The organism is Mesorhizobium sp. M0563 (genome assembly GCF_040321065.1).
In the GTDB taxonomy this organism is placed as follows: Bacteria; Pseudomonadota; Alphaproteobacteria; order Rhizobiales; family Rhizobiaceae; genus Mesorhizobium.
Genome location: NZ_JAMYQV010000010.1, coordinates 39,459 through 61,232, shown reverse-complemented (window position 1 = coordinate 61,232; position 21,774 = coordinate 39,459). Strand labels below are relative to the sequence as shown.

The 21,774-nt window shown below is 62.1% G+C and carries 24 protein-coding genes; 14 read left to right on the top strand and 10 right to left on the bottom strand.

What is annotated here, in order from left to right; all coding sequences use genetic code 11:
• Positions 1-3: 3 nt before the first annotated feature.
• The 4 genes from pstA to phoB are packed head-to-tail and all read left to right on the top strand — an operon-like array spanning position 4 to position 3,101.
• On the top strand, positions 4-855 hold the full coding sequence (pstA, locus tag NKI50_RS14970) for a phosphate ABC transporter permease PstA (RefSeq protein WP_352717010.1): 852 nt from the start codon (positions 4-6) through the stop codon (positions 853-855).
• Entirely contained in the window at positions 852-1,655 is an 804-nt protein-coding gene (pstB, locus tag NKI50_RS14965) for a phosphate ABC transporter ATP-binding protein PstB (protein ID WP_352494192.1), read from the top strand. The genes pstA and pstB overlap by 4 nt, the downstream gene beginning before the upstream one ends.
• A gap of 32 nt (positions 1,656-1,687) precedes the next feature.
• A complete protein-coding gene (gene phoU, locus NKI50_RS14960; RefSeq protein WP_023720927.1) occupies positions 1,688-2,395 on the top strand; it encodes a phosphate signaling complex protein PhoU in 708 nt (235 codons plus the stop codon).
• Between the two features lie 16 nt (positions 2,396-2,411).
• Entirely contained in the window at positions 2,412-3,101 is a 690-nt protein-coding gene (phoB, locus tag NKI50_RS14955; protein ID WP_031194536.1) for a phosphate regulon transcriptional regulator PhoB, read from the top strand.
• A 9-nt stretch (positions 3,102-3,110) separates the two neighbouring features.
• On the opposite strand, the gene NKI50_RS14950 is transcribed toward phoB, so the two are convergent.
• Positions 3,111-4,355 (bottom strand): ROK family protein, encoded by a 1,245-nt coding sequence (locus NKI50_RS14950; protein WP_352641761.1) that lies wholly within the window; start codon positions 4,353-4,355, stop codon positions 3,111-3,113.
• 286 nt (positions 4,356-4,641) lie between these two features.
• Here NKI50_RS14950 and xylF point away from each other — a divergent pair, with 286 nt between their 5' ends.
• The 4 genes from xylF (at position 4,642) to NKI50_RS14930 (ending at position 9,723) form a co-directional block, all read left to right on the top strand.
• The gene (gene xylF / locus NKI50_RS14945; protein WP_352641763.1) at positions 4,642-5,682 is read left to right on the top strand and encodes a D-xylose ABC transporter substrate-binding protein; all 1,041 of its coding nucleotides are present in this window, start codon (positions 4,642-4,644) and stop codon (positions 5,680-5,682) included.
• 142 nt (positions 5,683-5,824) lie between these two features.
• Positions 5,825-7,156, top strand: a complete 1,332-nt coding sequence (locus NKI50_RS14940; protein ID WP_352641765.1) for a sugar ABC transporter permease — start codon at positions 5,825-5,827, stop codon at positions 7,154-7,156.
• A 14-nt stretch (positions 7,157-7,170) separates the two neighbouring features.
• On the top strand, positions 7,171-7,971 hold the full coding sequence (locus NKI50_RS14935) for an ATP-binding cassette domain-containing protein (protein ID WP_023720922.1): 801 nt from the start codon (positions 7,171-7,173) through the stop codon (positions 7,969-7,971).
• Between the two features lie 129 nt (positions 7,972-8,100).
• Positions 8,101-9,723: a CHASE domain-containing protein gene (locus tag NKI50_RS14930; RefSeq protein WP_352641767.1), complete on the top strand. Its 1,623-nt coding sequence runs from the start codon at positions 8,101-8,103 to the stop codon at positions 9,721-9,723.
• Positions 9,724-9,822: 99 nt separating this feature from the next.
• On the opposite strand, the gene NKI50_RS14925 is transcribed toward NKI50_RS14930, so the two are convergent.
• From NKI50_RS14925 to NKI50_RS14905, 5 genes are all read right to left on the bottom strand, one after another.
• Positions 9,823-10,068, bottom strand: coding sequence for a YMGG-like glycine zipper-containing protein (locus NKI50_RS14925; protein ID WP_006328050.1), 246 nt, complete (start codon positions 10,066-10,068; stop codon positions 9,823-9,825).
• Positions 10,069-10,410: 342 nt separating this feature from the next.
• Positions 10,411-10,581, bottom strand: a complete 171-nt coding sequence (locus NKI50_RS14920; RefSeq protein WP_023678539.1) for a hypothetical protein — start codon at positions 10,579-10,581, stop codon at positions 10,411-10,413.
• A gap of 132 nt (positions 10,582-10,713) precedes the next feature.
• A complete protein-coding gene (locus NKI50_RS14915; protein WP_023678540.1) occupies positions 10,714-11,748 on the bottom strand; it encodes a sensor histidine kinase in 1,035 nt (344 codons plus the stop codon).
• Between the two features lie 191 nt (positions 11,749-11,939).
• The gene (locus NKI50_RS14910) at positions 11,940-12,104 is read right to left on the bottom strand and encodes a DUF1328 domain-containing protein (protein ID WP_023678541.1); all 165 of its coding nucleotides are present in this window, start codon (positions 12,102-12,104) and stop codon (positions 11,940-11,942) included.
• 227 nt (positions 12,105-12,331) lie between these two features.
• On the bottom strand, positions 12,332-13,126 hold the full coding sequence (locus NKI50_RS14905) for a response regulator (RefSeq protein ID WP_023678542.1): 795 nt from the start codon (positions 13,124-13,126) through the stop codon (positions 12,332-12,334).
• A 176-nt stretch (positions 13,127-13,302) separates the two neighbouring features.
• Here NKI50_RS14905 and NKI50_RS14900 point away from each other — a divergent pair, with 176 nt between their 5' ends.
• A complete protein-coding gene (locus NKI50_RS14900) occupies positions 13,303-13,506 on the top strand; it encodes a NepR family anti-sigma factor (protein ID WP_023678543.1) in 204 nt (67 codons plus the stop codon).
• 3 nt (positions 13,507-13,509) lie between these two features.
• Positions 13,510-14,061 carry a sigma-70 family RNA polymerase sigma factor gene (locus NKI50_RS14895; protein WP_023678544.1) on the top strand — a complete coding sequence of 184 codons (552 nt, stop codon included), beginning with the start codon at positions 13,510-13,512 and terminating at the stop codon, positions 14,059-14,061.
• A gap of 29 nt (positions 14,062-14,090) precedes the next feature.
• Here NKI50_RS14895 and NKI50_RS14890 read toward each other — a convergent pair whose 3' ends face one another.
• The gene (locus NKI50_RS14890) at positions 14,091-14,588 is read right to left on the bottom strand and encodes a response regulator (RefSeq protein WP_348625935.1); all 498 of its coding nucleotides are present in this window, start codon (positions 14,586-14,588) and stop codon (positions 14,091-14,093) included.
• A gap of 110 nt (positions 14,589-14,698) precedes the next feature.
• Between NKI50_RS14890 and NKI50_RS14885 the strand changes: the two genes are divergently transcribed.
• Both NKI50_RS14885 and NKI50_RS14880 read left to right on the top strand, forming a co-directional pair.
• Entirely contained in the window at positions 14,699-15,025 is a 327-nt protein-coding gene (locus tag NKI50_RS14885) for an ElaB/YgaM/YqjD family protein (protein ID WP_023678546.1), read from the top strand.
• 10 nt (positions 15,026-15,035) lie between these two features.
• On the top strand, positions 15,036-15,515 hold the full coding sequence (locus NKI50_RS14880; protein WP_023678547.1) for a hypothetical protein: 480 nt from the start codon (positions 15,036-15,038) through the stop codon (positions 15,513-15,515).
• Between the two features lie 55 nt (positions 15,516-15,570).
• On the opposite strand, the gene NKI50_RS14875 is transcribed toward NKI50_RS14880, so the two are convergent.
• Positions 15,571-17,097: a sensor histidine kinase gene (locus NKI50_RS14875; protein ID WP_352634114.1), complete on the bottom strand. Its 1,527-nt coding sequence runs from the start codon at positions 17,095-17,097 to the stop codon at positions 15,571-15,573.
• Positions 17,098-17,243: 146 nt separating this feature from the next.
• Here NKI50_RS14875 and NKI50_RS14870 point away from each other — a divergent pair, with 146 nt between their 5' ends.
• A complete protein-coding gene (locus tag NKI50_RS14870; protein ID WP_023678549.1) occupies positions 17,244-17,417 on the top strand; it encodes a hypothetical protein in 174 nt (57 codons plus the stop codon).
• Between the two features lie 58 nt (positions 17,418-17,475).
• On the opposite strand, the gene NKI50_RS14865 is transcribed toward NKI50_RS14870, so the two are convergent.
• Positions 17,476-18,396, bottom strand: a complete 921-nt coding sequence (locus NKI50_RS14865; RefSeq protein WP_352641771.1) for a diacylglycerol/lipid kinase family protein — start codon at positions 18,394-18,396, stop codon at positions 17,476-17,478.
• A 253-nt stretch (positions 18,397-18,649) separates the two neighbouring features.
• Here NKI50_RS14865 and NKI50_RS14860 point away from each other — a divergent pair, with 253 nt between their 5' ends.
• Positions 18,650-20,026, top strand: coding sequence for a PRC-barrel domain-containing protein (locus tag NKI50_RS14860; protein ID WP_352717006.1), 1,377 nt, complete (start codon positions 18,650-18,652; stop codon positions 20,024-20,026).
• Between the two features lie 51 nt (positions 20,027-20,077).
• Here the strand turns inward: NKI50_RS14860 and NKI50_RS14855 are convergent, their stop codons facing one another.
• Positions 20,078-21,646, bottom strand: coding sequence for an alkaline phosphatase family protein (locus NKI50_RS14855; RefSeq protein ID WP_352641776.1), 1,569 nt, complete (start codon positions 21,644-21,646; stop codon positions 20,078-20,080).
• Positions 21,647-21,774: the final 128 nt, after the last annotated feature.

Here is a 21,774-nt window from a genome sequence, read left to right as displayed (position 1 = left end):
CCGATGTCGACATCCTCATCGCTCCACAGCCGCCGCAAAGCCAGAAATTCGGTGATGATGGCGCTTTGCGTCGTCGCCGCCGGCATCGGGCTTGCCTGGCTGGCGCTCATTCTCGGTGCACTGGTCTATAAGGGCACAGCCGGGCTTTCGTTCGCGGTCTTCACCGAGATGACGCCACCGCCAGGCGAGGCCGGCGGCCTGCTCAATGCAATCGCGGGCAGCCTGCTGATGACGATCATCGCCGTTGTCGTCGGCACGCCGATCGGCGTGCTGGCGGGAACCTACATGGCCGAATATGGGCGTTTCTCGCGCATCACCACCGTCGTGCGCTTCATCAACGACATCCTGTTGTCGGCGCCGTCGATCATCATCGGCTTGTTCGTCTATGAGTTGATGGTGCGGCCAATGGGGCATTTCTCGGCCATAGCCGGCGCCGTTGCGCTTGCCATCCTGGTCATTCCGGTGGTCGTGCGCACCACTGAAGACATGCTCAACCTGGTGCCGAACGCGTTGCGTGAAGCCGGCGCCGCGATCGGCGCGCCGCGCTGGGTGGTGATCCGTTCGGTCGCCTACCGCGCCGCATTGTCCGGCATCGTCACCGGCATATTGCTGGCGATAGCACGCATTTCCGGCGAGACGGCGCCGCTGCTCTTCACCGCGCTCAACAACCAGTTCTGGAGCAGCAATATCAACGCGCCGATGGCCAGCGTGCCGGTGACCATCTTCCAGTTCGCTCTCAGCCCTTACGAGGAATGGCAGCAACTGGCGTGGACCGGCGCACTCATAATCACCCTGACGGTTCTGGGCTTGAGCATCCTCGCCCGCAGCCTTACCGGACGCAGAGAGGACAGATGACACAGATGTTGTCCGCGGACATGACGATGACCGAGACGGTCGCCGAGAAGACGAAGATCGAGGTCAAGAACCTCAACTTCTACTACGGCCAGAGCAAGGCGTTGAAGGACATCACCTTGTCGCTGCCCGAGCGCAGCGTCACTGCCTTCATCGGCCCTTCGGGCTGCGGGAAATCGACGCTGCTGCGTGTGTTCAACCGCATCTACGAACTCTACCCGAAGCAGACAGCCGAGGGCCAGGTGCTGCTCGACGGCAAGAACATTCTCGACCGCTCGCAGGACCTCAATCTCCTGAGGACCAAGATCGGCATGGTGTTCCAGAAGCCGACGCCGTTCCCGATGTCGATCTACGAGAACATCGCCTTCGGCGTCAGGCTTTATGAGAATCTGGGCAAGTCCGAAATGGACGGCCGCGTCGAACAAGCGTTGAAGCGGGCCGCGCTGTGGGGCGAGGTCAAGGACAAGCTCAACGCCAGCGGCTTGAGCCTGTCAGGCGGCCAGCAGCAGCGGCTTTGTATTGCCCGCACCGTGGCGGTGAAGCCGGAAGTCATTCTGCTCGACGAGCCGGCTTCGGCACTCGACCCGCTGTCGACCGCCAAGATCGAGGAACTGATCGACGAATTGCAAGCCGACTACACGATCGTCATCGTCACCCACAACATGCAGCAGGCGGCGCGCGTATCGCGCCAGACCGCCTTCATGTATCTGGGTGAACTGGTAGAGTTCGACCGGACCGAGAAGATCTTCACGTCGCCCCGCGAGAAGCGCACGCAGGATTACATCACCGGCCGCTTCGGCTGAGCCGTTCCGATCACGCATATGAGGACAGGACCATGGGCGAACACACAGTCGCTTCTTTCGACGAGGATCTCGAGCAGATCAGCAAGCTGATCCGCGACATGGCCGACCTCGCCGGTTCGATGGTCGGCGGGGCGACCAAGGCCCTGTTGAATTCTGACAACGTGCTGGCGCAACGCGTCGTTTCCGACGATGCCATCATGGATGCGCGTCAACGCGAACTGGACGACCGCGCCATCACCCTGATCGCCAAGCGCCAGCCGATGGCCCACGATCTGCGCCATGTCGTCGGGGCGATCCGCATGGCCGGCGATCTCGAACGCATCGGCGACCTTGCCAAGAATATCGCCAAGCGTGTGAGTGCGGTCGGCCTTAGCGTCACACCGCGCGACCTATCGCATTCCATCGATGCGATGGCGCAGCTGGTGCTCATCCAGGTGCAGGGCGTCATCGAGGAGTATGCTGCAGGCGATGCGGCCGCGTTGGCCAAGCTACGCGCCGCCGACGAGCGCATCGACGTCAAATATACGTCGGTGTTCCGCGAACTGTTGACCTACATGATGGAAGACCCGCGCAACATCACCGCTTGCACGCATCTGCTGTTCTGCGCCAAGAATCTGGAGCGGATCGGCGACCATGTCACCAACATCGCCGAAAATGCGTATTATGTGCTGACCGGCGAGCAATTGCCGGTCAATCGTCCGAAGCAAGACGAAACGACAATGTCCGCACCGGCGACATGATGGGGGTGCCCAGCCGATGATCGCACCACGCATAATGGTGGTGGAGGACGAGGAGCCGTTGGGTGTGCTGCTCCGCTACAATCTCGAATCCGAAGGCTACCAGGTCGAGGTGGTGACACGCGGCGACGAAGCCGAGATCCGTTTGCAGGAGAATGTGCCCGATCTTCTGGTGCTCGACTGGATGATACCAGCGGTTTCCGGCATCGAGCTCTGCCGCCGGTTGCGGGTGCGCCCCGAAACCGAACGGCTGCCGATCATCATGCTGACCGCGCGCGGCGAGGAGAGCGACCGGGTACGCGGTCTTTCGACCGGCGCCGACGACTATCTGGTCAAACCGTTTTCGACACCGGAATTCATGGCCAGGGTCAAGGCGCTGCTGCGCCGCGCCAAGCCGGAAGTGCTGTCCAGCGTGCTGAAGGTCGGCGACATCGTGCTCGATCGCGAATCGCACAGGGTGTATCGCAAGAAGACCGAGATCCGGCTCGGGCCGACCGAATTCCGGTTGCTCGAATTCATGATGCGGCATCCGGGCCGCGTCTTCTCGCGCAGCCAGTTACTCGATAATGTCTGGGGCGAGACGATCTATATCGACGAACGCACCGTCGACGTGCATGTCGGGCGGCTGCGCAAAGCCGTCAACAACGGCCGCATGCCTGATGTCATCCGCACCATCCGCGGTGCCGGCTACGCGATCAGGGAAGATTGACCCGCCCAGTCAGGCTACGTTCTTTCTGACGCCGGGCCTCATTTGCGCGCCCGGCGCGAAAATCTGCTGGTCGACGAAGCTTAACGCCCGCATTGCACAGCCTTCGCGGATCAGCGGCAATTCGTTCGGCTCGGTATCGAAGGAGATCGAGCCCGAATGCTGGCCGCCGGCGGTCTGGGCGATGGCCTTCCGCAAGGCCGGCTCGATCAGATCAAAGGCGGCGGCACTGGCGCCGACCATTGCGACCGGTGCCGGATCGATCAGCGCGAACAGCGAGCCGAGACCGAAACCCAGCGCTTCGCCGGCCTTGCGGTAGGCATCGCGTTCCGGCCCGTCCTTCTCGCGCGCCCGAACCGCCAGCGCGCGCATGTCGGCGTCGCTGACGTCGGCGACCGGTTGGCTGTCTTCGCTCATCTGCGTGGCGTTGCGCCAGATGGCGTAATTGCCGGCATAGGCCTCGATGCAGCCGCGCCGCCCGCAACGGCAGAGCGCGCCGCCCGGACGATGGATCATGTGGCCAAACTCGCCGCCCGAGGAATGCGTGCCGGTGAACAGCTCGCCCTTCAACACCAGCCCCATGCCGATGCCGTGCGAAAGCAGGATGGCGATGAAGTCGTCGCGATAGCGATCCGGATCGCGCCAGCGCAAAGCCACCGCCATCATATTGCAGTCGTTCTCCACCGTGGCCGGGATGCCGAATTCATCTTCCAGCATGTCGGCAAAGGCGATGTCCGTCTGGGGCGTGATCGGCGACCACAGCATGGCGCGTGCAGGGGAGTCGGTAATTCCCTGAATCGCCAGGGCGATGCGGGCGACACTGCGGACGTCAAGATCTGGATCGTCCAGCCGGCGCCGGACGATGGCCATGCATTCGCGGATCAGTTCGTCGCGCGGCATGGTCAGCGTGTCCAGCCGGCGCTGTTCCTCGGCGACCACCTGCCCCGCATAGTCGATGATGGCGGCCGACAGGAAATTCAGCGACAACACCACGGTCAGCACCGCCGCCGCTTCCGGATTGAGGGCGAGGCCGACCTGCGGACGACCGCGTTTCAACGAAACGGGTTCGCTTGCCTTGCTCTCGGCGAGGATGCCTTCCCGTATCAGGTCGGAGGAGATCGCCGATATGGTCGAATGGCTGAGGCCGGTGGTTGCGGCGATCTCCGTACGCGATGGCTGGCCGGCCCGGCGCACGGCCGAGATCACCATCGCCCGGTTGCGCCGGCGCAAATCGTCATGGCGGATTCCGACCGACATCGTTTTGCTTTCCTCCCGGTTTGCCGCGGCCGCTCATGAACCGGAAGCCGTCGGTAATGCCGACAAATAGTGTCAGATGAGGCAAATAGTGTCAGATGCAGGTGGCGCTGTCATCGTTTATTCCGAAGCTCGAAAAAACTCGCAGCAACATCAAAATCCATCAGAATCGATGTTGACAGCAGCGGGAGATCGGGCCAGTATTTTTTCGAGGCTCGAAAAAATTAGCGCCTCTAAGCTGGCCTTTGGGGCCAATTGGTCACGCCGTACGCGGCGCAGGGAGGATATGATGAAGAAATTCACGACCGCCATTCTGGCGGGTGTCGCCATGACGCTGGCGCTTGCGTCGGTGGCGCAGGCTAAGGACAAGGTCATCGGCGTTTCCTGGTCGAACTTCCAGGAAGAGCGCTGGAAGACCGACGAAGCCGCAATGAAGGCGGCCATCGAGGCCGCAGGCGACAAGTATATTTCCGCCGACGCACAGTCCAACCCCGGCAAGCAGCTCACCGACGTCGAGAGCCTGATCTCGCAGGGCGCCAACGCACTGATCATCCTGGCGCAGGACGCCTCGGCGATAGGGCCGGCCGTGCAGAAGGCGCTGGACGAAGGTATTCCGGTTGTCGGCTACGACCGGCTGATCGAGAACAAGGACGTCTTTTACCTGACCTTCGACAACAAGGAAGTCGGCCGCATGCAGGCCCGCGACGTGTTCAAGGTGAAGCCGGAAGGCAACTATGTCTTCATCAAGGGCTCGGGCGCCGATCCGAATGCCGATTTCCTTTTTGCCGGTTCGATGGAAGTGCTGAAGGACGCCATCGACAGCGGCAAGATCAGGAATGTCGGCGAGGCCTATACCGACGGCTGGCTGCCGGCCAACGCCCAGAAGAACATGGAACAGTTCCTGACCGCGAACGACAACAAGGTCGATGCGGTGGTCGCCGCTAACGACGGCACTGCCGGCGGCGTCGTCGCCGCACTGACGGCGCAAGGGTTGGCTGGATCGGTTCCGGTCTCGGGCCAGGACGGCGACCACGCCGCGCTGAATCGCATCGCGCTCGGCACACAGACGGTCTCGGTGTGGAAGGACGCGCGCGAGCTCGGCAAGAACGCCGCCGAGATCGCCTCACAATTGGCCGACGGCAAGCAGATGACCGACATTGCCGGCGTGAAGGATTTCACCACGCCCGGCGGCAACACCGTAAAGTCCCTGTTCCTGACCCCGGTCGCCATCACCAAGGACAACCTCAACGTCGTCATCGACGCCGGCTGGATCAAGAAAGAAGAGGTCTGCGCGGGCGTGGCGGCGGGCGCTGTTCCGGTCTGCAACTGATCCGAGTTTCCGAGAAGTCCGAACGCCGCGGCCGCTTGCCGCGGCGTTTTTTCAAGAAAGAATTGTTTTTCCGCTTCCGGCGGATAACTTCTAGGCTGCTTCCGGCATCCGCGGCAGACGGCAACCCGGCGGGAGAAACATCATGACCGACACGACTTCCAACACGCCGGTCGACAGCTCGACGGCAGACCGGGCGCGGGAATCGGAGCTCGGCGTCGTTGCCCGATTTCTCAAGGCAACCGAACTCGACACGCGCATGCTCGGCATGGTCGGCGCGCTGCTGGTCATCTGGGTCGGGATCCACATACTGTCGGGCGGGCTCTTCCTGACGCCGCGCAATCTCTGGAACCTTTCGGTGCAGACCTCGTCGGTGGCGATCATGGTGACCGGCATGGTGCTGGTCATCGTGATGCGCAACATCGATCTTTCCGTCGGCTCCGTGGAAGGCGTGATCGGCATGGTGATGGGCGTGGCGCAGGCCGAATTCCTCGTCCGCATCATGGGATTTCAGCTTGGCAGCCCCTGGCTGTGGGTCATCGCACTGGCCGCCGGCCTGGTGCTCGGCCTGGCTATCGGAGCGTTTCAGGGTTTCATCATCGCCTATCTCCAGGTTCCTGCCTTTATCGTGACGCTCGGCGGATTGCTGGTCTGGCGCGGCATGGCGTGGCTGATCACCAGCGGGCGCACCGTTGCGCCGCTGGACAGGACCTTCCAGCTGATGGGCGGCGGACCACGGGGCTCGATCGGCGCCACCTGGAGCTGGATCGTCGGTGTCCTCGCCTGCGCGGCCGTTGCCTTCATGCTCTTCAACGGCCGCTCGCAGCGCAAGCGCTTCAACTTTCCGCTGCGCCCTGTCTGGGCGGAAAGCTTGCTCGGCGTGATAGCCTGCGCCGCCATCCTCGGCGCCGTGTGGATCGCCAATTCCTATCCTTGGCCGGTCGGCATCGTACGCCAATATGCCCAGCAGAACGGCATCACCGTTCCCGAGGGCGGGTTGTTCATCGCCCACGGCATCGCCATACCTGTGCTGATGGCCGTGGCCGCGGGCATCGTCATGACCTTCATCACCAGACGCACCCGTTTCGGCCGCTATGTCTTTGCCATAGGCGGCAATCCGGAAGCGGCCGAACTCGCCGGCATCAACACACGCTGGGTCACCATGAAGGTGTTCATGATCATGGGCGTGCTGGCCGCGATCAGTGCGGCGATCGCATCGGCGCGCCTCAACGCGTCGACTAATGCGCTGGGGACCCTGGACGAGCTGCTGGTCATCGCGGCGGCCGTGATCGGCGGCACGTCGCTCGCCGGCGGCTCCGGCACGGTGCTCGGCGCCATGCTCGGCGCGCTTTTGATGCAGTCGCTGCAATCCGGCATGGTGCTGCTCGGCATCGATTCGCCGCTGCAGAGCATCGTTGTCGGCGCCGTGCTGGTGGTCGCGGTGTGGCTCGATACCGTCTATCGCAAACGGGTCTAGTGAGGAGAACGAGCATGGCAGACAGGACCGCTCCCACGGGCACGCCGCTGATCGACATGCGCAACATCTCGATCGCCTTCGGCGGCATTCGCGCCGTCGACGATGCCTCGGTCGATCTTTTTCCGGGCGAGGTGATGGCTTTGCTCGGCCATAACGGTGCCGGCAAATCGACGTTGATAAAAATCCTGTCCGGCGCCTACAAGCGCGATGCGGGCCAGATTTTCGTCAACGGCGAGGAGGCTTCGATCTCCAATCCCCGCGACGCCAAGAAGTACGGTATCGAGACGATCTACCAGACGCTGGCGCTGGCCGACAATGTCGACGCGGCTGCCAACCTGTTTCTCGGCCGTGAGCTGATGACCGGCTGGGGTACGCTCGACGACGTCGCCATGGAGGCTGAGGCGCGCAAGGTGATGGGCAGGCTCAATCCGCGCTTCCAACGCTTCAAGGAGCCGGTGGTAAAGCTTTCGGGCGGCCAGCGGCAGTCGGTTGCGATCGCCCGCGCCATCCTGTTCAACGCCCGCATCCTGATCATGGACGAGCCGACAGCGGCACTCGGGCCGCAGGAGACGGCACAGGTCGGCGAACTGGTCAGGCAGCTCAAGGCCGACGGCATCGGCATCTTCCTGATCAGCCATGACATCCATGACGTGTTCGAGCTTGCCGACCGCGTCTGCGTCATGAAGAACGGTCGGGTTGTCGGCACGGCGCGCACGACCGATGTCACCCAGGACGAGGTGCTCGGTATGATCATCCTCGGCAAGTGCCCGCCCGGCGCCATCCCAGGGCCGGGCGCCCTGAAGATCGCGGCCTGAACGAGAATTAGCCGGCTAATCACAAGTCGCCAAAATGTGCCAGCAGTCACCATGCTTTGGTCTCGCCATTGTGTTGGCGTCGGGAGTTGCCCATAAAGATGCCGAACCGTCCACGGGACGTATCGGCAATTGAAGAAACTCTTTCCGACCGTAGCTTTCATCGCCGTCGCGCTGATCAGCCTGACGATGGCGGGTTTTGCCTATTTTGCCACCCAGGAAGCCGCCCGTATAAAATTCGAGGCGACGGCGGACGACGCGCTTAACCGGATCGAAAGCCGCATCGACCTGGACCTGTCGCTGCTGCGCTCAACCCGGGCATTGTTCGATGCGCGCAATGGCGGTATCTCGCAAGGCGAGTTCAAGGCTTTCTTCAACGCGCTCGACATCGACAATAATTTCGCCGGCCTGCGCGGCATCGGCTTCCTCCGCCTGGCGAAAACTGAAAACGAGGCGGCGGTCGAGCGCGATATCCTGCACGATCACGGCGCAAGCCATCCGATCTATCCCGACACGAACTTGCCGTGGCGTACGCCCATCGTGCTGTTCGAGCCGCTGGACCCGTCCAATAAATCCAGCATCGGTTATGATATGTTCACCGGGCCGGTGCGGCGCGAGGCGATCGAAAAGGCGATGGTCGACGACCAGCTGCACGCCAGCGGGCTCGTGCAGCTCGGCAAGGATACGGGTGCCGCGCAGACCTTCACCGGGTTCCTCGTCTTCGTCCGGCTCAATGTCGAAACCGCGCCGGACGCCGTCAACGCATCGAGATCTTCGACTGCCGGCTTCCTCTATGCGGCCTTCCGCTCCCGGGACCTGTTCCAGGCTGCGCTCAGCCGGGCACCTCTGTTGCCGGTCAACACCGAAATCTATGACGGCGCTGTGAACAGTGACAACCTGCTGTTCCAGTCGGAAACGCCGCCTGTTTCAGCCCTTGGCGACAGGCTGCTGATCACCCGCAAGATCACCGTTGCCGGTCGGCCGTGGGTCGTCCTGTTCAGGCCGACAAGTGCTTTCTCGCAACCTTCCTCGCGTGCCATTCCGGTGATGCTCGGATTGTTCGGGCTACTGCTTGCGGGCGCCATCGCGCTGGTGGCCCGCTATCAGGAGCGGGCCTATGAGGCGGTCTCGCTGCTTCACGAAACGACCGAAAAGAGCCTGCTGGAAAAAGACCTGATGCTGCAGGAGATGAAGCATCGCATCAAGAACTCGATCACGCGGGTGCTGGCAATCGCGCGCCAGACAGCATCGCACACCGCCGACGTCCAAGAGTTCTCGGCATCATTTTCGGCTCGGCTGCAGGCGATGGCGGCTTCCCAGGACATGCTGACGCGCTCACGCTGGCAGAAAGCCGATCTCGGCGACCTGCTGCGCATCGAGCTTGGCCAGGTGTTCGGAAGCGAGCTTCCTGAAGGGCTGTTGTCGGGACCGGAGGTTCTTCTCGACGAAAAGACGACGCAGGCACTCGGCCTCGTCTTTCACGAACTGGCGACGAATGCGCTGAAGCATGGCGAAACCGGCAATTCAGTCGGTGCGCTCAAGGTCGACTGGTCGCTCGAAGGCCGCGGCGGAGCCGGGACATTGGCTCTCAACTGGCGCGAGGCCGGGCAGAGGAAGCTCGAGACACCGGCGAAGAGCGGTTTCGGCACCAGACTGATCGATCTCAACGTCACACGCGAGTTGCGTGGCACAATCAGGCGCGATTTTCACGAAAACGGCTTGAACGTGGAAATCAAGGTTCCGCTGCCGGCTTGAAACGCCGTCTAGTGAGCCGCATCGCGACAGCGCTTTGGAAGTGCAAACGCGGAGACAGGTGGTCTGCCTCCGCGTTTGCTGTTCGCCTGGAACTCGAAACTAGTTGCAGCGAGCTGTGTAAATCCGGCCGTGACGATCTCTGTATTGGCAGTAGCCATTTTGCAGACGGCGAACGAGCAGACCGCCAATCGCACCAGCGCCGGCGCCGATCAAAGCGCCCTTGCCGCCGCCGACAGCGCCACCAATGAGCGCGCCGCCCACAGTGCCGATACCCACGTTCTCTTCCGTGGTGGTGCAGCCGCTGACCGCAACCACGGCAACCATGGCAATAATCATCTTCCGCATGGAGTCATCCTCACTTTTGTCCTCACTTTAATAAGCTCCAGCCGCCATTTAGCATGAAAGTACGGCCTTTGCCCGCACGATTTCATTGTTGATTAAGATAGTCTTTTTCGGGGCGTGCGCCGTTCGATGCTACCACGAACCCGGAAATCTCCAAGGACGCATCGAGCGTGCCGTTGGGACGCACGTTCCAGACGATCCTGTCATAGTCGGTCTCGCCGGATCGACGGCAAGGCATCTGGCGACGGCATGTTGGGCCTGGCCCTGCAGGTCGGTGACCGCGAACGGGCACGGCCGAGCACTCGGGCAGTGGTTTCAAAGCGATCAAGCAGAGGCGAGTTCGATTCAGATCAGTTGGGACGCGGCGGTCAGGACGATCGCGGCCATAAGCGCGACGGCGGCGAAGCGGAGGGGCGAAGCACGAGGCGCGGGCGCTGCGGACGCGTCGGGATCCTGAAAACCGCCCATCGAGACGCGAGCGGCCTGTTCCAGTCTGTTCAAGTCGGCAGCCGTCAAGGCCCATTCCCTTCATTTTGTGCCAAACTCAATCCGGTGGATCGGCACGTTCGGACAGGATCGGACTTTATGGTGAACAGTCGGTTAAAGATGGCGATGCGCAGCAAGCCTTCGCGCGCAGACCGCCGCTCGTTAATCCGTCTCGAAATTGCCGTGAGGAACGACAAGGCGGTATTCGAGGCGGTTCCCGGTGATCTCAAGTGTCGCCGTTCCATTCAATGAAGTGGGCACGACGCGTTCGAGCGCGACGCTGCCAAAACGCTTCTCACTGCGCTGATTGTCGTTGGCTCCGATCACTTCGGCCCATGTCAGCGACAGCGCAGGCTCGCCAGCGGAAGCTGCCGTCAGATCGGCCGTCACCTCGACGAAACCGTCGCTGCGCGACAGCGCGCCATAGCTGACCGAATTGACGGCGAGCTCATGCATGGCCAAGCCGATGTGCAAGGCGGCATTGGGGTTGAGATATGGATTTGCGCCGCGGAAGCGTAGGCTGTGCAAGGGATCCGCGCCGTACCTGCCGACCTGACCGGAAACCAGCTCGCGCAGCGCCGCTCCCCGCCAGTTGGATGACGTAACCAAATCCTGCGAGGAGGCCAGCGACTGCAATCGGCCCCGGAAGCGCGTCAGGAAATCGTCAATGCTGCCGGAATAACGGCCCGTCTGGGTGGCGATGCTCTGGATGATGGCCAAAAGGTTCTTGGAGCGATGACTGACTTCGCGCAGCAGCGCCTTCAACGTCTGCTCCCGGCGTTTCTGCTCGGTTGTTTCGACCATGGTGGTCACGACGCCCTGCACCGCGCCGGTCTCGCTGCGGTCGGCGTCTATCCACACCTGAAACCAGCGGGCGCCGTCATCGGCCGGCACGCTGAGTTCAAGATGTTGAGGATTGCCGGATGCGATGACGTCGTGCTTGGCGGCGCCGATACGCTCCGCCTGCGCCGGCGGCAAGATGCCGTTGTTGTCGGAGGCATCGGAAGTCCAGGGCGCGCGCATGTTGCGCGCCCACACCGTCTTCATCTCGCGATCCTGGTACAGGACGGAAATCCCGGCATTGTGCAGTGCATGGAGAAGGGCCCGGCCAAGCTGCATCCCGCTTTCGGCAGGATGCAAAGCGATGATCTCATCACTCTGGCCGCGGTCTTTCATTTTTCCGACTCTGGAACGCATCGGTCAATTTGCTCAACCCATGTCGGGCTGAACGGTTCGCGGAAAAATGGGTTCCAAAAGGAGGAGCTTCGTATCAAGCCTTAAAAAGCGGTCCGCCGAGCGGCATCCCGTTGGAGGACACTGCCCGGCGGTGGCTGGAAACCGTTTGAGGGGTGCGGCTTCCAGTGTTCGCTTGAATGGCCGCTTGGCATTCACGCTCGTCTGATCAGGCCGGCAATAAGCGATATGATCAGGAAGGCGAGAAAGATGAAGAACAATATCTGCGCTATGCCGGCCGAGGTGCCAGCGATACCGCCGAAACCAAGCGCACCGGCGATGATCGCCACGACGAGAAATACGAGCGCCCAGTAAAGCATGATCGATCTCCTTCCAATGCTGCGGTGAAAACGTGATTCGCCTCCGTTTGTTCCACCATTTTCCGAAAAAGACGATGCTGAAAATCTTCAGGGCCCGAATTGCCGCGGTGTGTGGAAAGGTCCAGTTGGTTGCCCCAGTTGGTTGCCAGTGAGTTGAGCCGGCGTCACGCCCCATCTGATCCAAGGGAGTGGCTATCCCGGCGGCCGCAGTTCGGCCGCCGGCTGTTTCATGCCGCGGCTTTCGCGTGCCGGTCAAAGAACAGGGCCTGGCTGATAAGAGCCTTGACCATGTCCGGATTGAACGGCTTGGTAACCAGGAAAGCCGGTTCCGGCCGCTCGCCGGTGAGCAGGCGCTCGGGAAAGGCGGTGATGAAGATCACCGGTACCGAGGTCGACGACAGGATCTCATTCACGGCCGCTATGCCCGAACTTCCGTCGGCAAGCTGGATATCGGCAAGCACCATCTTTGGCCGCGCCTTGCCGAACATCGCCACCGCCTCGGCGTGGGTGCGCGCCGTTCCGACGACGCGGTGGCCGAGGCTTTCGACCATTTCCTCGATATCCATGGCGATCAGCGGCTCATCCTCGATGATCAGCACGTCGGTTGCCACCTGACGGGAGATCTCGTTGCTCGCCTGCGCGAGGAGTTCGGAGAATTCCTGTTCGTCGACGTCGAGAATCTCCGCCGCCTCGTCTTCGCTGAAGCCTTCGACCGCCACCAGCAGAAAGGCTTGGCGGGGGCGAGGCGCAATTGCATTCAGATTGGCCGCGGCACGCTGTTCCCATGCCGACTGGGCATGCTCCTGCGGAACGCGAATGGCCACTGAGGTGAAGAGCTTGGCAAAGACCTTGTAGAGCGCGATGCGGTCGTTCGATGCGTCCGGAAAGATGTCGACATCGGCAATGATGGCCTCGAGCATTGCGGCGACCAGCGCGTCGCCGCTCTCTTGCGATCCGGATACGGCGCGCGAGAAGCGGCGCAGGAACGGCAGGTGCGGAGCGATGGTTGCTGATAGGCTCATAGTGGACGTCTCCCTCATATGACGTGATTGCATGCCTAGCAATTGAAACGCTGGCTCCTTGAAAAAGGTTCCAATCGTGCGGAACTAATATGTGAGGCTGGCGTTTAAAGGCGGGTTGGGCAACCAGACGAGGCTGTGTGTTGAAGGGCGGCTTAAGGCTGGGACAAAAGGGCGAAATGAAGAACATGACGAAAGCTACCATGGGTGGCGTTGGCAACGGGCGCCGGGCTGCTTCCCGCGACCCGCTTGGGCCGAACTCGGAAATCGGCCGCAAACTCAAACAATACTATGACGAGCTGGTCTCCGACAATGTGCCGGATCGCTTCGCCCAACTGCTCAGCCAGTTGGAAAAGGCCGAACCTGTACAAAAGAAGGACTGAGGCATGGCGGCCGTCTCCCAGGGCTTCAAGACCGACTTGCTCGGCTCGATCCCGAGCCTGCGGGCTTTTGCCGTGTCGCTGACGCAAAACGCCGACAAGGCCGACGACCTGGTGCAGGAAACATTGGTCAAGGCCTGGGACAAGCATGAAAGCTTCCAGCCCGGCACCAACCTGAAGGCATGGCTGTTCACGATCTTGCGCAACGAATTCTATTCGCAGATGCGCAAGCGCGGCCGCGAGGTGCAGGACAGTGATGGCGTCATGACGGCCAGGCTTGCCGTTCACCCGGCCCAGCACGGCCAGCTTGACCTCGAAGACTTTCGCGGCGCGCTCGAGTTGCTGCCAGAAGACCAGCGCGAAGCCATTATCCTCATCGGCGCGTCGGGCTTCTCCTACGAGGAAGCGGCCGAGATCTGCGGCTGCGCCGTCGGAACGATCAAGAGCCGCGTCAGCCGCGCCCGCACACGGCTGCAGGAAATCCTGAAGATCTCCGGTGAAGACGAGTATGGCCCGGACGCAATTTCGGCTCAGGTAACCGGGTCGACGGCTGCGTGAAGCGCGGCGTGTTCGAACCGCTCCGCGCCTCAGCGAAGAGGCGTGCGCCTGCAGGCCGTTACCACTGCCTCGACGAGATCGTCTCCCGAATAGGGCTTGGTGACCAGCCTGACGCCGGGAAAGGATTTCTTGATCTCGTCGGTATCTGAATAGCCCGAGGCGAAGACGAACGGGATGCCCGCTTCACGCAGCCGCGAAGCAAATTGGAGCGTCGAAACGCCGCTCAGCATGAGGTCGACGATGGCCACATCGAATTGCGCGGCAACGTCTTGCTGTTCGATCTCAGTCAGATCACGGGCGATGACCACATCGAGCGCGCCGTAGTCGCGGCAAAGCTGCTCGATATCCATGGCAATCAGGAACTCATCTTCCAGGATAAGAATCCGCAAACCGTCAAGCGATGGGCGCACGCAGCAATATCTCCTTAAATTCGTCTCTATCGTGAAACGGGGGAAGTCATGATCGTTATTTGGCATGCTGTCATTTAAAAAAGACGTGCCGGCGCGGATGCGTCGGCGTCGGCCCATGCAAGGCATTTGCAACGCGCGCTGCTGGAGATAGGGTTAGAAGAGGTTCGTGCCGGAACCTTGGGGTCTGTCGGGCGTTTCGACCGAGCAAAAGCATGGAGAGTGAAGCAATGGCGACTGCCGCAGGAAAGGCCGCGAACGAAGCCCGCACGAATTCCGATATTGAGGCCGACATCGCACAATTGAAGGCCGACATCGACCAACTTACCAAGCTGTTGGCCAAAACTGGCGAACATGGCTACGGGGCAGCACGGCGAGCCGCCGCCGAAAGCGTCGAGCAGTTGCGAACCCAGGGCGAGGCAGCCTTCGACAGCCTGCGCAGCAACGCCAGGGACATCGAGGCGCAGATGATAGCGCATATGCGCGAAAAACCGGTGACTTCGCTGGCGATCGCCGCAGGCGTCGGATTCCTCTTCGCTCTTCTCGCGCGCCGTTAGTTCTGCACGCATGGGAATGCTTGCATCGCTGATCTCGGGCCTTGCCTCGGGCGAAACCATTGCGGCGGTGCAACGCGCACGCGTCGCTGCGATTGTCTATTCGGTCGCAGCGCTCGCGGCGCTGTGCGGCCTCGGCTTCCTCGTCGGGGCGGCCTATATCTGGACGGCGGCCCGCTATGGGCCGATGGCAGCTTCCCTGAGCTTCGGGATCGGCTTTCTGGCAATCGCCGGTCTCATCCTGCTCGTCTACCGGATGTCGGCCGGCTCGCGCGCTAGGCGCCGGGCGAAGCGACGCAACGCCGACATGAAGGCTATCGGCATCACTGCGGTACTCGCCGTGCTGCCGGCGCTGCTCAAGGGCAAAGGTGGCCCGGGGAAGGCCGGACTGGGCGCGATTCTCGGCCCGGCGATAGCACTCGCCGCCTACGCTATCTACCGCGAGAACGTGAAGCGCGGCTCCGATGATCCGGATACCGGCAAACGGGAATAGTTCGGAGGGATAGTTCGGGGCAAACGATTCTGGCGCCGGTCGCAAAATGCTGGCGTCACAAATCTTCGAGCGGAATCGATATTTCGGCGACCACGCCTTCCGGCCGGAATTCATGGGTCACCTCGCTGGAAATGACCTTGGCCAGGCTGCGGCGGATCAGGATCGAGCCGAAGCCATGGCGTTCGGGCGGCGCAACCCGTGGGCCGCCGCTTTCACGCCAGGCCAGCAACAGACGCCGTGCGCCCTTCCTGCCTTGTACCCTCCAATCGAGATCGACCTTTCCGGAGGAAACCGAGAGCGACCCGTATTGCAGTGCGTTGCTAGCCAGTTCATGCAGGATCAGCCCGAGCCCGACTGCCTGGTCGGGTGACAGCAGGACATCGGCGCCGGAGATCGCCATGCGCGATTGTCCGGCGGCTTGGAACGGCTTTAGCTCGATCTCCACCAGCTCGCGGATGCCGATACCGCGCCACTCGCGGTCCGACAGCAGGCTGTGCGCAACGCCCAGTGCCTGCAGCCTGGCGCTGAAGGCTTCGAGGAATTCGCTTGGCTGGCGGGCATGGCGAACGGTCTGCGTCGCCAGCGCCTGTACGGTTGCCAAAGTGTTCTTGACGCGGTGATTGAGCTCGCGCAGCAACAGCCGTTGACGTTCGTCGCCAAGTTTGCGTTCGGTAATGTCGTAGTTGACGCCGAAGATCAGCGTTGGCTTGCCCTCGCCGTCGCGCTCTATGACGCGGCCGCGCGTTGCGATCCATCGCGGCGGATCGAGGCCTTTGACACGGTATTCGCCAAAATAATCGTCGCTGCCGGTCAGCGCGTCGCGAAAGCGTGTTTCGGTCTGGTGAACGTCGCGCGGGTCGATGGCGGTCAGGATGTCGCGCGCCCTCAGCCTGTTCGACTTCGGCAGGTTGAACAATTCGGACAGCAGGACATCGCAGTCGATCATATCGCTGCGGATATCCCATGCCCAGCTGGCAAGCGAAGCCGCGTCGAGCGCGATAGCGCGCCGCTTTTCCTCTCGAACCAGTGCTGCCTTGGCAATCGCCGCACTGCGGGTTGCATCCTTCAGCGTGAACAGGCTGGCGGCAAGGCCGGCCAGCGCCGACAGCTGGTCGAGCTGGACAGAGGAGGGACGTGCGTGCGGCTTCCGGTCGAGCACGCACAGCGTGCCGATCAGCGCGCCGTCGATTACGATGGGCACGCCTGCGTAAAAGCGGATATGATGCTCGCCGGTGACCAGCGGATTGGCTTTGAACCGCGGATCCGCCGCCGCGTCGGCCACCACCATCGGCACGTTGCCGGCTGCGATGGTATAGGCGCAGAACGATGTCTCGGTTGCGGTTTCGGTCTCGTCGAGGCCGATACAGGACTTGAACCACTGCCGCTCGGCATCGACCAGCGTGATCAGTGCGACAGACGTTTGCATAGCCGAAGCGGCAAGACCGCCGATACGATCGAAATCAGGGTCGGCAGCCCCGTCCAGCGTGTCGAGGCCGTGCAGCACGGCAAGGCGGTCCGCAGCGCCCACCACACGGCGAATATCGGCCGGCAGGCCCGGCGTGTTCTGGCTATTGTCGTCCACTATGCCCCCGGTGGCCGGCTCCGCTGATTGGTCAGACCAACCGGCCCGTCTGCTGCCTTGCAGAGCCGGAACTTTCGCGGCGGGGGACCGTTACCAGCCAACGCCCCGCCAGTTACGCCTGCCGGCGCCAAATATGGAGCCAGACAATGCCAAAAACCATTCCTGAAAACAAAGCCCGTCAAGGGCGGCGGGGTCGGCATGTCCTTCGTATCCTGATCGCCGCGCTGTTGCTGACTTTTATCGCCTGGGGCGTCGCCGAAATCTACGGCTGGATGATCGAGACGCCGAAGACCGAACAGGGCAACACGCCCAGCGGCTAGGTTCTCTCCATCGCTCGCGCCAGTTTGCATCACGCAACCCCACATCACGCATCCCACGTCAGGCAACCTTTGCCTCGACAGCGCGCGCCGGGACGAGAACATTCAACGCGCGCGGATGGATTTCGATGGTCGTCTCGCGATCGAGCTTTACCAGTTCGCCGTCCATGACGGCCTGAACTTTCCTGTTCGTCGAATGGATTTTCAAAACGGCGCGGTTTGCCTGATGGATTTCGACATGCTCGTTGCCGCGCCATTTCCCACGGGCGACGTCAAAGAGGAACCTGATCAACTCGCCGCGCCGCCTTGCCACGGTGACATAGATGCCCAGCACGCCGCCTGCCGGATTATCGGCATAGGGCAGGTGGCCCTCGCCGAACAGATTGTTGGTGATGCCGATGCCGGTGATCCGCGTTCTGATCTCGGCCTCACCGACCGTCAGCGTTACGTTCATGGCCGGCGGGTTGTTGATCGTTGCCCAAGCGGCCCGCACCGAGGCACGCATCTTCCCCAGCCGCGAGCCGAATTCCATCTTCTGTCGCAGTTGCACCATCCTGGCGTGCATGCCGATCGAGAATTGATGTACGAAAGGCCGGCCGTTGGCTGTTGCAATGTCAATTGCCATCACCTCGCCGTCGGCAAACGATTTCAGTGCCGCATCAAGGGTCTGCGGAATGCCGAGGCCGCGCGCAAAAAGATTCATTGTGCCAGCCGGCAGAATTGCAAGCGCCTTCTCCCCATTCATCAAACGGGCTGCCGCGGCCGAGATGGTGCCGTCGCCGCCGCCCGCCAGCACGACGTCGATGCCGCGCCTGGAAGCTATGTCGTCCAGCGTGGCGACGATATCCTTGCCGGCGGCGATGTCGATATCGATCGAGTGACCAGCAGTCTCAAGCGTACCGCGGATCCGGCCGGCGAAGGCCTCAAGATCGATGGTGCGCAGGGTGCCGCCGTCCTTGTTCAGCACCGCTGCAAACCGCATGGCCGCTCCATTTTTCCAACACCTATCCGGCCGGGACGGGGTCCCAGCCGGGAGTGGAACGGGGCGGCCGAGAAAATGTTCCTTTCGACCAGCGTGGCGAATCCGAGAACCTTCGACATGGCACCGGGTGCGCCACGGCTTTTTTCGGAACAACAGTGTGGTCACAACGTTGTGAACATGCAGAAGACGCTGCGCCCGCAGCGACGCTATGCGGGTACGGCGTGCACGAAATCACCGACGAGGAGACACTAAGATGATCCGCACCCTTTTAACCACGACAGCAGTCGCAACATTGATTGCGACGGGTGCATTTGCGCAATCGGCGACGACCCCGGCGCCGGCGCAAGCACCCGCCGTAGAGAATTCCGCTCCAGCCGCTCCGGTGCAACGCGCCGAGGGCAGTCTTGTCACCAATATCATCGGCGAGTCGGTTTATAACGGCACCGGCGACAATGCAGAGAATATCGGCAAGGTCACCGATGTCGTCTTCGACGAACGCGGCCAGGTAAAATCCATCGTCATCGGCGTCGGCGGGTTCCTCGGCATTGGGACCAAGAACGTCGCCTTCGACTTCAGCAAGATGCAATGGGCCGAAAGAAATGGCGATCGCTGGCTGATAGCGCAAACGACGAAGGATGAGCTGACGGCTCATCCGGATTTCGACCGCAAGCCCTATGATCCGGCGCCTGCGGCGACAGACACCACGGCTACGGCTCCTGCCGCTCCGTCGACCTCCACCGATACGGCGCAGAACGCCCCGGCGGCGCCGGCCGGTAACAACCCCGCTCCGGTCGTGAAGCGTGCGGAAGGCAATCTTGCCACCAATATCATCGGCGAGACCGTCTACAACGGTACCGGCGACGACGCCCAGAACATCGGCGACGTAAACGACATCGTCATCAACAAGGAAGCCAAGGCGCAATCGCTGGTCATCGGTGTCGGCGGCTTCCTCGGCATAGGTGAAAAGAACGTCGCCTATGATTTCGACAAGGCGCAGTGGGCCGAGAGGAACGGCGATCGCTGGCTGGTTGCCCAAACCACCAAGGAAGAGCTGACGGCGCAGCCGGATTTCGACCGCAAGCCCTATGATCCGGCCCCGGCGACCACAGCGTCGAACGATGCCGCGGCTAATGCGCCAGCCGTCGTCACGCCTACTGTGACGGCCAGCAACACTGCCACGACCGATAACACTGCGACGTCCAACAACACTGATCAGGCCAGTAAGACGGCTCAAAATGCCCCAGCGCCCGCAACGACGGCAGACCAGACCAAGACCGGGTCGATCGACAAGTCGACACTGACTGAAATGCCGATAGGCGAAATCCGGGCCGAGGATCTGGTTGGAACAACCGTTTACGGCGCCAACGATGTCAACGTCGGCGAGATCGGCGATATCGTGCTGGGCGGCGACAAGAAGGTCGACGCAGTCATCATCGACGTCGGCGGCTTCCTTGGCATCGGCGAGAAGGAGGTGGCGGTCGGCATGGACGACCTGAAATTCATGACCGACAAGAACGGCAAGCGCTATCTCTACACGAACTTCACCAAGGAGCAGCTTGAGGCGCAGGCCCCCTATGACAAGGCCAGCTATGCGCAAAATCGCGAGAAACAGCGCATGATCATGCGCTAAGCTGCATCTCAGTCGACAGGTAAGCCCGCGCCGGCAACGGCGCGGGCTTTCTCATGTCGACGCAAAAGGCAGGCCCGCGACATGGCCGGTAACGCCGTCATGCGTCAATTCGGCGAGCGCCAGCGACTGGTCGAGATGCTCGGCCCGCCAGGCAAGGAGCTTTTCGGCAAGTTCCAGCCGCGCCGGCAGATAGGCTGGGTCGTCCGCGACGCTGGTCACCTCGCCGGCGTCTTTCTCGAGGTCGAAGAGCAAGGGCGGCAGGCCACCGCCGAAATGCACATATTTGTACTTTTCCGTACGGATGACGGCGAGATTGCACTGGCGTTGACCGATGCCAAAATACCGTTCGGCATCACCATCCGCGATCGAGCGGAAATCGAACTCCCAATGGGCCGCGTCGCGCCAGGCGTCCCGCTCCGTCGCGTCCAGGAAAGGCGCCAGCGAGCGGCCGTCGAGATGCGGCAGCACTTCGCCGCCAGTGAGCTCGAGCAAGGTCGGCGCCAAATCCACCGCCTCGGTGAAGCGGTCGACGCTGCTGCCGACAGCCTTGCGGCGGCGCGGATCGCGAATGATCAGCGGAATATGGAAGCTGCCGTCGAAGAAGCCGCCCTTGCCCAGCATGAAATGGTCGCCCATCATCTCGGCGTGGTCGGAGGTCAGCACGATGACGGTGTCGTCCCATGCATCGGCCGCCTTGACTGCTTGCCAGACCCGGCCAAGCTGCGCATCGCTCTCCGAGATCATGCCGTAATAAAGCGCCCGGATGCGGCGAAAATTATCGTCGCCCCAGTCGCGCACCTTGCCCTCCGAGCCGGGCCGGAATTTCGACCGTTCCTGCCGGTCAAGTTCATAGGCGAGATAAGGGTGGCTTGCTGCTTCGGCCTGCCAGCTTTCGGCGCGGTCAAAAGCTGGACCGATGGCCAGATCGTACATGGCGTTGTAAGGCGCCGGCACGATGAAGGGTGGGTGAGGACTGATGAAGGAAAGGTGCGCGAACCACGGCGCATCGCGCTCCTGTTCGCCGAGCCAGCGGATAAATTCGCCGGCCAGGAAGGCCGACGGCGTCTCGTCTTTCGAATAGATTGGCGGGGCGTTGCTGACCCCGCCGTCGTTTTCCCGGATTTCGCCCGTCGGGCGGTGGATGTCGGGGGAGCCGGCGCCGGCATCGACGCCGCGCGCCTTGAGCCATGACAGCCAGGGCTTCTGGTGCTCGGGCAGAAGCTGGCGTACGGTGAAGCCGGGCAGCACGCCTTCATAGCTCTTCAGCTGCGGGTCGCCAGGCGCCAGCGTACGCGGATCGCCTGCCATATCAGTATAGCCGAACAGCGTCGGATCATAGCCGAGGGCGCGCGCCCGGAGCGCTATGTTGCCGTGGCGGGCGTCGAGCGGTGTGCCATTGCGGCAGACACGATTGTTCATCTGGTAGAGGCCGGTGTAGAGGCAGGCGCGTGCCGGCGAGCAAGGTGCGGCGCCGCCATAGTGCTTCTTGAACAGAACGCCCTCGGCAGCCAGCGCGTCGGCATTCGGCGTTCTTACCACCTTGTGGCCAGCAGCCGACAGGCAGTCGCCGCGCCACTGGTCGCAGGTGATCAGGAGAATGTTGGGGCGTTTTCCAATCAACCGCTATATCCTCATGCCGGCTACGTCGCTCATGGAGCGCAATTTCGGCGAATATGCAAGCCGGTCCAGTTTGCCGAATGGTGAACAAAACCTGCTTGATCGTTCACTTTAACAGCACAGTCCATTCT

Coding starts and splice junctions, on each gene's coding strand:
- pstA (WP_352717010.1), top strand. CDS start 4: ATGTCGACATCCTCATCGCTCCACAGCCGCCGCAAAGCCAGAAATTCG.
- pstB (WP_352494192.1), top strand. CDS start 852: ATGACACAGATGTTGTCCGCGGACATGACGATGACCGAGACGGTCGCC.
- phoU (WP_023720927.1), top strand. CDS start 1,688: ATGGGCGAACACACAGTCGCTTCTTTCGACGAGGATCTCGAGCAGATC.
- phoB (WP_031194536.1), top strand. CDS start 2,412: ATGATCGCACCACGCATAATGGTGGTGGAGGACGAGGAGCCGTTGGGT.
- NKI50_RS14950 (WP_352641761.1), bottom strand. CDS start 4,355: ATGTCGGTCGGAATCCGCCATGACGATTTGCGCCGGCGCAACCGGGCG.
- xylF (WP_352641763.1), top strand. CDS start 4,642: ATGAAGAAATTCACGACCGCCATTCTGGCGGGTGTCGCCATGACGCTG.
- NKI50_RS14940 (WP_352641765.1), top strand. CDS start 5,825: ATGACCGACACGACTTCCAACACGCCGGTCGACAGCTCGACGGCAGAC.
- NKI50_RS14935 (WP_023720922.1), top strand. CDS start 7,171: ATGGCAGACAGGACCGCTCCCACGGGCACGCCGCTGATCGACATGCGC.
- NKI50_RS14925 (WP_006328050.1), bottom strand. CDS start 10,068: ATGCGGAAGATGATTATTGCCATGGTTGCCGTGGTTGCGGTCAGCGGC.
- NKI50_RS14915 (WP_023678540.1), bottom strand. CDS start 11,748: ATGCGTTCCAGAGTCGGAAAAATGAAAGACCGCGGCCAGAGTGATGAG.
- NKI50_RS14910 (WP_023678541.1), bottom strand. CDS start 12,104: ATGCTTTACTGGGCGCTCGTATTTCTCGTCGTGGCGATCATCGCCGGT.
- NKI50_RS14905 (WP_023678542.1), bottom strand. CDS start 13,126: ATGAGCCTATCAGCAACCATCGCTCCGCACCTGCCGTTCCTGCGCCGC.
- NKI50_RS14900 (WP_023678543.1), top strand. CDS start 13,303: ATGAAGAACATGACGAAAGCTACCATGGGTGGCGTTGGCAACGGGCGC.
- NKI50_RS14895 (WP_023678544.1), top strand. CDS start 13,510: ATGGCGGCCGTCTCCCAGGGCTTCAAGACCGACTTGCTCGGCTCGATC.
- NKI50_RS14890 (WP_348625935.1), bottom strand. CDS start 14,588: ATGGGCCGACGCCGACGCATCCGCGCCGGCACGTCTTTTTTAAATGAC.
- NKI50_RS14885 (WP_023678546.1), top strand. CDS start 14,699: ATGGCGACTGCCGCAGGAAAGGCCGCGAACGAAGCCCGCACGAATTCC.
- NKI50_RS14880 (WP_023678547.1), top strand. CDS start 15,036: ATGGGAATGCTTGCATCGCTGATCTCGGGCCTTGCCTCGGGCGAAACC.
- NKI50_RS14870 (WP_023678549.1), top strand. CDS start 17,244: ATGCCAAAAACCATTCCTGAAAACAAAGCCCGTCAAGGGCGGCGGGGT.
- NKI50_RS14865 (WP_352641771.1), bottom strand. CDS start 18,396: ATGCGGTTTGCAGCGGTGCTGAACAAGGACGGCGGCACCCTGCGCACC.
- NKI50_RS14860 (WP_352717006.1), top strand. CDS start 18,650: ATGATCCGCACCCTTTTAACCACGACAGCAGTCGCAACATTGATTGCG.